This is a genomic window from Myxococcota bacterium (assembly GCA_035498015.1).
Lineage (GTDB): Bacteria > Myxococcota_A > UBA9160 > SZUA-336 > SZUA-336 > VGRW01.
Window position 1 is genome coordinate 1 of sequence record DATKAO010000168.1, and the last position, 9,109, is coordinate 9,109.

General features: G+C 73.5%; 10 protein-coding genes. 4 read left to right on the forward strand and 6 right to left on the reverse strand.

The window, feature by feature from the left end:
* The 3 genes from VMR86_14925 to VMR86_14935 all read right to left on the reverse strand — a co-directional run.
* Positions 1-416: FAD-dependent oxidoreductase (locus VMR86_14925; protein ID HTO08337.1), on the reverse strand; the 416-nt coding region annotated here is incomplete at its 3' end.
* Positions 413-1,768: a hypothetical protein gene (locus tag VMR86_14930; GenBank protein ID HTO08338.1), complete on the reverse strand. Its 1,356-nt coding sequence runs from the start codon at positions 1,766-1,768 to the stop codon at positions 413-415. The genes VMR86_14930 and VMR86_14925, both read right to left, overlap by 4 nt.
* The gene (locus VMR86_14935) at positions 1,746-2,003 is read right to left on the reverse strand and encodes a phosphopantetheine-binding protein (GenBank protein ID HTO08339.1); all 258 of its coding nucleotides are present in this window, start codon (positions 2,001-2,003) and stop codon (positions 1,746-1,748) included. Before VMR86_14935 ends, VMR86_14930 begins: the two co-directional genes overlap by 23 nt.
* A gap of 82 nt (positions 2,004-2,085) precedes the next feature.
* Here VMR86_14935 and VMR86_14940 point away from each other — a divergent pair, with 82 nt between their 5' ends.
* The gene (locus VMR86_14940; GenBank protein HTO08340.1) at positions 2,086-3,333 is read left to right on the forward strand and encodes an NAD(P)/FAD-dependent oxidoreductase; all 1,248 of its coding nucleotides are present in this window, start codon (positions 2,086-2,088) and stop codon (positions 3,331-3,333) included.
* Complete coding sequence (locus VMR86_14945; protein HTO08341.1) at positions 3,330-4,868, forward strand: NAD(P)/FAD-dependent oxidoreductase; 1,539 nt, start codon at positions 3,330-3,332, stop codon at positions 4,866-4,868. The genes VMR86_14940 and VMR86_14945 overlap by 4 nt, the downstream gene beginning before the upstream one ends.
* On the opposite strand, the gene VMR86_14950 is transcribed toward VMR86_14945, so the two are convergent.
* Positions 4,865-6,145 (reverse strand): MFS transporter, encoded by a 1,281-nt coding sequence (locus VMR86_14950; protein HTO08342.1) that lies wholly within the window; start codon positions 6,143-6,145, stop codon positions 4,865-4,867. The genes VMR86_14945 and VMR86_14950 overlap by 4 nt on opposite strands.
* Positions 6,146-6,148: 3 nt before the next feature.
* On the reverse strand, positions 6,149-6,439 hold the full coding sequence (locus VMR86_14955; protein HTO08343.1) for a 4a-hydroxytetrahydrobiopterin dehydratase: 291 nt from the start codon (positions 6,437-6,439) through the stop codon (positions 6,149-6,151).
* An 82-nt stretch (positions 6,440-6,521) separates the two neighbouring features.
* Here VMR86_14955 and VMR86_14960 point away from each other — a divergent pair, with 82 nt between their 5' ends.
* Positions 6,522-7,820, forward strand: coding sequence for a thioredoxin domain-containing protein (locus tag VMR86_14960; protein ID HTO08344.1), 1,299 nt, complete (start codon positions 6,522-6,524; stop codon positions 7,818-7,820).
* 2 nt (positions 7,821-7,822) lie between these two features.
* Here the strand turns inward: VMR86_14960 and VMR86_14965 are convergent, their stop codons facing one another.
* The gene (locus VMR86_14965) at positions 7,823-8,689 is read right to left on the reverse strand and encodes an SDR family NAD(P)-dependent oxidoreductase (protein ID HTO08345.1); all 867 of its coding nucleotides are present in this window, start codon (positions 8,687-8,689) and stop codon (positions 7,823-7,825) included.
* Between the two features lie 60 nt (positions 8,690-8,749).
* Between VMR86_14965 and VMR86_14970 the strand changes: the two genes are divergently transcribed.
* Positions 8,750-9,109 (forward strand): carbon starvation CstA family protein (locus VMR86_14970; GenBank protein HTO08346.1); only part of this gene is annotated, 360 nt, incomplete at its 3' end.

A 9,109-nucleotide genomic window follows, 5' to 3' on the forward strand; every position in this document is an offset into this window, starting at 1 on the left:
TCCTCGGACGGCGTGCGCGCCAGCTCCGCGCGCTCGAGCTCCGCCCCGAGCCGGAGCTCGAGCCCCGCCGCGCCGCGACACAGCTCGGCGTAGGCCGCAGAGAGCGCGTCGGGGCGCACCGGCAGATACCACACCCGGCCCGCGCGCTCGGGCGGTGCCGCGCCCTGGCTCGCCGCGAGTCCGCGCGCCAGCGCCGCCGGGAGGCCCGCGTGAGCCAGCACCGGGTCGCCATCGTCGGCCGCGTGGTACAGGCCGCAGATCGTGTGGACCAGTGCATGCGCGGCGTTCCCGCCCAGGCGCTGCCCGCGCTCGACCAGCACGGTGCGCGCCCCGGCGCGCGCCGCCGCCACGGCCGCCGCCACGCCCGCGCTGCCGCCGCCGATCACGGCGACGTCGGCGCGCTCGGGCCGAGTCACGATGCCTCACCCAAGAGGTCGGCGCGCAGGCTCTCGCGGAAACGCACCAGCTCGAAGCCCGAGAAGACTCCCGCCTGGCGCACGTGCGTGAAGTTCAGCCGGCCCCCGCGCAGCGAGAACACCGCCGCCGAGCCCGGCGAGGGCGGCACCGAAGGCGCGTGGAAGGCGTTGCGGATCGGGGCACCCAGGAACGAGTCCATGCCGGGCAGGAACTGGTCGGTGTAGGCGAAGAAGAACGAGCACAGCTCGCCGCGGAAGGCCTGCCGCGCCATGCGCGCGTAGGCGGCGCGCGGCAGCCAGCGCGCATAGTCCATGGCGGCTGCGCCGGCCTCGACCATGCCCTCCTTGATCGCCGCCAGGCGCTGCGCCTTCAGCTGCTCGAGCAGTGACTCGAGGCTCGTGCAGTGCTCGGGAGTCACCTGGAACCAGAGCAGCGACACGCGCGTGCCGAACAGCGCGCCGCCCGCGCCTTTGGGGCGCAGGTTCACCGGCAGCGGCACCACGAAGCTCCGCGGGTCGATCCCGCGCAGCCGGAACACCGCGTGGTGCGCGCGGATCGAGGCGGCCAGATAGAACAGCATGGGAGTCAGGAAGCCGGCCGCCTCGCGCGCGCGCCGCGCGGCGCGTGCGCTCTCTTCCGGAGCGAACGTCGCCAGGTCGACCTCGAGCCGCTGCGGCGTGCGCGCCAGCGGCCCGGCGAGCGAGCGCGGGGCGCGCGCCGCGAAAGAGCGCATGCGTCGCTGCCAGCGCATGGCCTGCTCGCCGCGCGCGCGCGCACCGGGATCGGGTGACTCGACCTCGGGCTCGTCGGGCAGCTCGGCAGCGGGGCGCAGGCCGCGCCCGACCTCGTCGAGCCAGCGCACGAAGCGCTCGCTACCCGAGCCGTCCAGGAGCATGTGCAACCAGGTGAAAGCCACGTCGCAGCCCGCGGCGCCGCCCGCGTGGCGCACCACGTCGCAGCGGAAGAGCACGCCGCGCCGCCCGTCGAAGCGCTCGTTCAGCCGCGCCGCGAACAGGGGCGGCAGCTCCGGCTCCTCGCCAGTCACTCGCGGTCCCGGCGCCTCGTGAAGCTCGAAGCGCGGCAGCGGCGCCGCCGCGGCCCGCTCGAGCCGGAACTCGGGGGGCGCCACGCCCCACGGCCGGCGGATCGGCGCGCGCAGGATCGGCTGCGCCGCCGCGACCTCGGCCACGAGCTTGGCGAGCGCCTGGGGGTCGAGCCCCGGCCCCAGCCGCAGCACGAGCTGCGACGCGTGACTCGCGCCGGCCGTGCGCCGCACCTCCCAGTCGAAGGCGCGCAGGAAGCAGTCGGCGCCGGTCAGCGCCCGGCGGTCAGGCGTGGGCGATCTGGGCATGCACGCAGGCCGCGAGGCTCTCGGCGCTCGCGAGCGTCTCCTCGGTGAGCAGGCTCTCGTCGACCCAGATGCCCGTGCTCTCCTCGATCGCCAGGAGCAGCTGGGTGACCGCGAGTGAGTCGAGCCCGGCCTCGACCAGGTTCGAACGCGGCGTGAACTCCTCTCCGACGGAGAGCAGCTCGTCGCGCAGGATCTCGTACACCCGATGGGTGAGCGCCTCTTGCGTCCACTGCATCGCCCGGGTGTTTCGCACCCGTGCGCTCGGCTTGTCAAGGCGCGTTGAAAGGCGCTCGCCGCTCGACTATGGTGCGGCGCCGATGGGGGAGCGCATTCGCAGAGTCGCGATCGTCGGCGGCGGCCCCTCGGGCGCGGCCCTCGCCGCCTACCTGCGCCGGGAGGGCGTCGCGGTTGCATTCTTCGCGCGCGGCAAGCGCCCGCCGATCATCGTCGGCGAGTCGCTCGTGCCCGCGGTGATTCCCTTCCTGCGCGACCTGGGCATCGAGGACGAGGTCGCCGCCTACAGCACCTACAAGCCGGGCGCGAGCTTCACCTTCCACCCGGTCGCGCAGATGAGCTTCCGCTTCGCCGACAGCCGCGGTGCGCGCACGCCCTACTCCTACAACGTGCCGCGTGACTTGTTCGACGCCTCGATCGAGGCGGCGGCGGTGCGCGCGGGCGCAGTGAAGCTCGAGGAGTCGGCGCGCTTCGAGCGCGGGTCCGATCCCGACGCCGTGCGGCTCGCGCCCGAGTCGCTGGCCACGGCACGCCAGGCGTTGGGCGGCGAGCCCGACTTCCTGGTCGACGCGACCGGCCGCGCGCGCGCGGTCGCGCGCCTGCTCGACATTCCCACGGTCGAAGGCCCGCGCAAGGACACGGCGCTCCACGCGCACTGCACCGGGGTTTCGACCGTGCTGCCCGGCAACGTGCACTCCGACCGCCTGGAGCGCGGCTGGTCGTGGCGCATCCCGCTGCCGGGCCGGGTCAGCGTGGGCATCGTGACTCCCATGGAGCACATCGTGCGCTTCGGCGCGACCATCGAGGAGCAGTACGACAACTTCCTGCGCCGCGACGAGTGCGCGCGGCAGTGGGGCGAGAAGGCCGAGCGCGTGAGCCCGGTGGTCCGCTACACGAACTACCAGCTGCGCGCCTGCCGCGCGGTCGGACCCGGCTGGGCGCTGTGCGGCGACGCGTTCGGGTTCATCGACCCCGTGCTGTCGAGCGGCACGCTGCTCGCGTTCGACGCCGCGCGCTCGCTCGCGCGCGCGATCCGCGACGGCTCGGCGCGCGCCTTCGCCCGTTATCAGTCTCGCGCGATCCGCAACCTGGACGACTGGGCGCGCATCGTCGACGCCTACTACAGCGGGCGGCTGTTCACGCTCTTCAAGGTGGGGGAGTACGTGCGGCACACCTTGCTGGGGCGACTCACCGACTGGCACTTCGCCAAGCACATGCCGCGCGTCTTCACCGGCGAGGCCACGGACAGCCGTTACAGCATGATCGTGGTCAACTTCATGCTGCGCTACGGGCTGGCCGGGAACGACCCCGCCGAGTTCAGCATCCGGTGAGGTTCCGGCGCGAAGCGCGCCACGACCGCTACGACGTGATCGTCGTGGGCAGCGGTCTGGGCGGGCTGACCGCGGCCTCGCTGCTCGCGCGCGCGGGCAAGCACGTGCTGGTGGCCGAGCGCCACGACCGGCCCGGCGGCTACGCGCACGCCTTCCGCCGCGGCCAGTACACCTTCGACTCGGCGGTGCACCTGGTGGGCGGCTGCGAGCCGACGGCCTTCCCCGGCGGCGGGCTCCTGCACCGCGTGCTGACTGCGGTCGGCGCGCGGCGCGAGCTCGAGTTCGCGCGCATCGACCCGCTCTACACCGCCGTGTATCCCGGGCTCGAGCTGCGCGCGCGCGCCGGGCTGGAGGAGTTCATCGCAAGTCACGCGCAGGCCTTCCCCGCCGAGCGCAAGGGGCTCGAGGACCTGGTGTCCGAGTGTCTCGCGATCCGCGACGAGGCGCGCCGCGCGGCGGAGCTGGCCTCGCCCTTCGACGTGATGCGCGCACCCGGTCACTTCCCGACGCTCCTGCGCTACCGGCGCGCGACGCTCGCGCGCGTGATGGACGAGCACCTCGACGACCCGCGCGCCAAGACGGTGTTCGCCACCTTCTGGCCGTATCTCGGCCTGCCGCCGTCGCGTGTCTCGTTCCTGTATTTCGCCACCATGCTGCTCTCGTACGCCGCCGAGGGCGCGTACTACTGCAAGGGCAGCTTCCAGAAGCTCGCGCGCGCGCTGGCCAGCGCGGTCGAGCGCGAGGGCGGCGAGGTGCTGCTGCGCAGCCCGGTGCGCCGCATCGTAGTCGAGCGCGGCCGGGCGGCGGGCATCGTGCTCGAGAACGGGCAGCGCGTGGCGGCGCCGGTCGTGATCTCGAACGCCGACCTGCGCCAGACCGTCGAGGAGCTGTGCGGCGAGGCGCGCTTCCCCGCGCGCTGGCGCCGGGCGCTCGCGCGGCTCGAGCCCTCGGTCTCGGCCTTCGTGGTGTACGCGGCGACCGGGCTCGACCTGGGCGCGCTCGGCGCGACTCACGAGACGTTCGTGTACGAGACCTGGGATCACGACGACGCCTACGCCTCCACGCTCGCCGGCCGGCCCTGCTGGTGGAGCGCCACGGTGCCGACGCTCGCCGATCCGGAGCTCGCGCCCGACGGCGTACACCTCTTGGTGTTGACCGCGCTCGTGCCGTACGCCGCCTCGCGCGCCTGGCGCGCCGAGAAGAAGCCGTATCTCGAGCGCATGCTCGCGGCGGCCGAGACGCGCTTCCCGGGCCTGCGCGCCAACCTGCGCTTCGCCGAGGGCGGCACCCCGCGCACGCTCGAGCGCTACACGCGCAACAGCGATGGCGCGATCTACGGCTGGGCGCTCGGCCCCGACCAGATCGGCCCCGGCCGGCCCGCCAACGCCACGCCGCTGCCCGGCCTGTATCTCGCCGGTCACTGGGCGCAGCCCGGCGGCGGCGTGTACGGCGTGGTGACTTCCGGCGTCGGCGCGGCGCGCGCCGTGCTCGGCGTGCCCGCCGACGACGCGCTGTTCCGCGCGCTCGGCGGCTAGCCCGCGGGCTCGAACACGGCGAGCGCGGGCGCGCGCTCGAGCTTGCGCGCCGGGTCGATCACCAGCCAGCACAGCGCCGCAGCGAGATAGAGCGCCGAGATGGTGAGCAACGGCGGCGTCCAGGAGTGGAAGCGCTCGAGGCCCCAGCCCATGACCACGGGGCAGAGCGCGCCGCCCAGGTTGCCGAAGGTGTTCATCGCGCCGCCCACGACCGCGGAGTGGACGCCGCCGATCTCCACGCAGATCGCCCAAGCGGGCGCGATGCCCGCGCCCGCGAGCCCCGCGGCGCACGCCAGCAAGAGCGCACAGGCCACGGGTGACTCCACCGTGGCGGCCCCCGCTACGGCCGCGGCCGCGAGCGGCAGCCCGAGCAGCCCCGGGAGCCGCATGGCCGTGCGCGCTCCGAGCCGCGGGCGCAGGAAGTCACTCACCACGCCGCCCGCGAGCACGCCGATCGCGATGCCCAGGAGCGGCAGCGCGGCCAGCCACCCGACCTGTGACAGGTCGAAGCCGCGCGCGCGCAAGAGGTAGGTGGGCAGCCAGGTGAGATAGAAGTACCAGCCGTAGATCGCGCCCACGTACATCCCGCACAGCCCGAGGACCGTGCGGTTGCGCGCCAGCCCCGCCCAGGGCACGGCCGCGTGTGACTGGCGCAGCGCGCCGCCCGCCGCGAGCAGCTCGAGCTCGGCCGCGTTCACGCCCGCGTGCTCGTGCGGGTCGTCGCGGAACCAGCGCCAGAACGCCACGGTCCACACCACGCCGACCACGCCGAACACCGCGAACGAGCCGCGCCAGCCCAGACGCCCGAGCAGAGCCACCACGATCGGCTGGGTCAGCGCGCCGCCGAGGGCCGCGGCCGCGAGCAGCACCCCGAACAGCCGGCCATGCAGCCGAGCGGGCATCCAGCGCGCGAAGATTCGCGCGCTCGACGGGAACGCACCCGCCTCGCCGATGCCGAACAGGAAGCGCACGGCCACGAGTGAGCCGAAGCCGCCGGCCACGCCGGTGGCGGCGGTCATCACCGACCACCACAGGACGATGCGCGACAGCGCGACGCGCGCGCCGAAGCGGTCGGCGAGCCAGCCGCTCGGCACCTCGAAGATCGCGTAGGCGAAGGTGAACGCGCTGAACACCAGGCTCATCTCGCGGTCGGACAGGCCGAGCTCGGACTGGATCGACGGCGCCGCGGTCGAAATGCACACGCGGTCGAGATAGGCGATCGCGATCATCGCCAGCGTGAACGCGAGTGCCCCGTAGCGCGCGTGGGTGGGGCGCACGCGTCAGGCCGCGAGCTCGCCGATGCGCTGGGCCAGCGCGACGTCGAGCTCGGTGACTCCGCCGGCGTCGTGCGTGACCAGGTCCACCACCACGCGGTTCCACACGTTGGACCAATCGGGATGGTGGTCGCGCTTCTCGGCCTCGAGCGCGACGCGAGTCATGAACGCGAAGGCGGCGCTGAAGTCGGCGAAGCGGAACTCGCGGTGCAGCTTCCCGTCCGCGAGCGTCCAGCCGGCGAGCCCGCGCAGCGCCTGCTCGAGCTGCTCGGGCGTGAGCTTTGCCGGGCGTGCCATGGCCGGCGAGCCTCCCACTCCGGACCCCGGGCGTCAAACACGGGTAGTTGACCGGGCTGTGCAATTGCTAGCGTCCCGGGCCATGAACGACTCGCGCTCTGCCCGGGCACGCCGTGCGCTCTCGATCCTGCTCGCGATCGCCGGGGCCCACACGGCCTGGGCACTGTTCCAGTGGTACCAGCTGATCGTCGCGCGCCGCGGCGGCGACGTGGTGTGTGTCGGCGGGGGACACTGCGCCGACATCTGGAGCTCCCCGTTCGCCAGCACCGTGCACGCGCGCACGGGGCTGCCCGTCGCAGCGTGGGGGGTCGTGTGGGGGCTCGCCGCCTTCGCGCTGCCGCTGGTCGCGCGCGTGCGCCTGTCGCGCCGCCGCGCCGCGGATGCCTGGCTGGGCGCGACCCTGCTCACCGCGCTCGCGGGCGTGGTCGGCGCGGCCGTGCTCCTGTCGGCGTCCCTGGCCTTCGGGCACCTGTGTACGACCTGCGCGCTCACCTACTTGCTCGTGCTCGGCTACTTCGGCGTGGCCTTCGTGGGGCTCGGCCTGCCGCTGGCCTCGCAGCTCGCGCGCGGCGCGCCGCTCGCGCTGGCGGCGGTCGGCCTGGGCGCCGCGCTGCTGTATTTCCCGGGCACGCGCACGCCGCAGAGCATGGCCGAGACCGGCGCGAAGGCGCTCCAGTCACTCCCCTCGGGCACGCCCGACGAGCGCGAGGTGCTGAGCTTCATCAACACCCTGCCCGACCCGGCCAAGCAGCTGCTCTCCGACACGCTGGCGGCCTACGCCGCCGGGCCGGTGGTGACTCTGCCGCCCGCGCGCACGACCATCGGGCCGCAGTCTCCGCGTCTGGTGCTGACCGAGTTCACCGACACGCTGTGCAGTCACTGCGCGCAGATGCACGAGGTGCTGAAGGAGCTGCGCCTGCGCTTCGGAGCCGACGCCTTCTCGCTCGCGCCGCACCAGTACCCGCTCGACTCGGGCTGCAACCCTGCGATCAAGGGCGCGAGCAACCCGGTGCGTTGTCTCGCGGCGCGCGTGCAGATCTGTGCCGAGGGTGCGCCGAACGAGTTCGAGTTCGTGGGCTCGCTGTTCGAGAATCAGACCACGCTCAGCGAGGACAAGGTCTGGGAGCTGGCGCAGGTGCTGGGCCCGCGCGCCGAGGTCGAGGCGTGCGCGAAGTCGCCCGAGACCGAGAAGAAGCTGCAGGACGACATCGCCTGGGCGCAGGCGCACGGCATCCAGGGCACGCCGTTCCTGTTCATCGGCGGGCGCCAGGCGATCGCCTTCCCGCCGCTGATCTACGTGCTCGCGCTGACGCGCGGCGCACCCAGTCACCCGCTGTACGCGTCGCTGCCGCCGCCCCAGCCGTTGCCCTGGAACAAGTGACGCTAGCGCCGCTGCCCGCCGGGCGTCGCGGGCGTCGGATCGCGTTCCTCGAGCACGTTCTCGAGCCGGTGGCGGATCGCGCCCTTCCACTCGGGGTGAGTCAGGATCCAGAAGCGCTCGGAGCGGACCGCGTCGAGCACGAGCTCGCCCACACGCGTGGGTGACAGGCCGTTGGCCAGCATGCTCTCCACCTGCTTGCGGCGGATCTCGGACTCCGGCGTGGTGCGCACCTCGGGCCGGGCGCGGCGCACCGCGTCGGGCGTGTTGCGCTCGGTCGAGCGCAGGATCTCGGTGTTGATCCAGCCGGGACACAGCACCGACACGTGCACGTCGGCGCTCGCGGCGCGCAGCTCGTTGAACAGCGCCTCGGAGAGCGCCACCACCGCGTGCTTGGTGACTCCGTAGAGCGCGTTGCCGGCCGGGCTGATCAGCCCCGCCATCGAGGCCGTGTTCACGATGTGACCCTCGCCCTGCGCGAGCAGGATCGGCGTGAAGGCGCGCACGCCGTGCACCACGCCCATCAGGTTCACGCCCACGAGCCACTCCCAGTCGTGCAGCGTGCTCTGCCAGGTCGGCACGCCGCCGTGCGCGACGCCGGCGTTGTTGCACACCACGTGGACACCGCCGAACGCGTCGACCGCGCGGCGCGCCAGCGCGTCCACGTCGGCCTGCTTCGACACGTCGGTGCGCACGGTCAGGACCTCGGCGCCGTCCTTCTCGAGTGAGCGCGCGGTCTCGGTGACCCGCGACTCGTCCACGTCGGCGAGCACGATCTTCATGCCCGCGCGCGCGAACACCTCGGCCATGCCGCGCCCGATGCCGCTCGCGCCGCCGGTGATCACCGCCACCCGTCCCGTCACGCTCTTCATGGTCCCTCCCGCAGTCACGTGCGGCGCGATTATCGCACGCGAATCGGTAGAATCGCGCCCATGCCTCTGGGGAAGAGTCTCGCCTGGGCGGCGGTGGCAGCGGCGGGCGCGGTCGCGCTCGGCGTGCTGGCGACCGCGCGCGGTGAGACGCTCTCCAGCGCCTGGTTCCTGGTCGCGGCGCTGTGCACCTACGCGGTCGGCTACCGCTTCTACTCCGCGTTCCTGGCCACGCGCGCGCTGCGGCTCGACGACGCGCGAGTCACTCCCGCGCACCGGCTGGCCGACGGCAAGGACTTCGTGCCCACGAACCGCTGGGTCGTGTTCGGACACCACTTCGCGGCGATCGCCGGGCCCGGTCCGCTGGTCGGCCCGATCCTCGCCGCGCAGTTCGGCTACCTGCCCGGCACGCTGTACATCCTG

What these genes read in the sequence shown, in the direction of transcription:
- VMR86_14930 (HTO08338.1), bottom strand. Translation starts at nt 1,768, where the DNA reads ATGCCCAGATCGCCCACGCCTGACCGCCGGGCGCTGACCGGCGCCGAC.
- VMR86_14940 (HTO08340.1), top strand. Translation starts at nt 2,086, where the DNA reads ATGGGGGAGCGCATTCGCAGAGTCGCGATCGTCGGCGGCGGCCCCTCG.
- VMR86_14935 (HTO08339.1), bottom strand. Translation starts at nt 2,003, where the DNA reads ATGCAGTGGACGCAAGAGGCGCTCACCCATCGGGTGTACGAGATCCTG.
- VMR86_14955 (HTO08343.1), bottom strand. Translation starts at nt 6,439, where the DNA reads ATGGCACGCCCGGCAAAGCTCACGCCCGAGCAGCTCGAGCAGGCGCTG.
- VMR86_14965 (HTO08345.1), bottom strand. Translation starts at nt 8,689, where the DNA reads ATGAAGAGCGTGACGGGACGGGTGGCGGTGATCACCGGCGGCGCGAGC.
- VMR86_14960 (HTO08344.1), top strand. Translation starts at nt 6,522, where the DNA reads ATGAACGACTCGCGCTCTGCCCGGGCACGCCGTGCGCTCTCGATCCTG.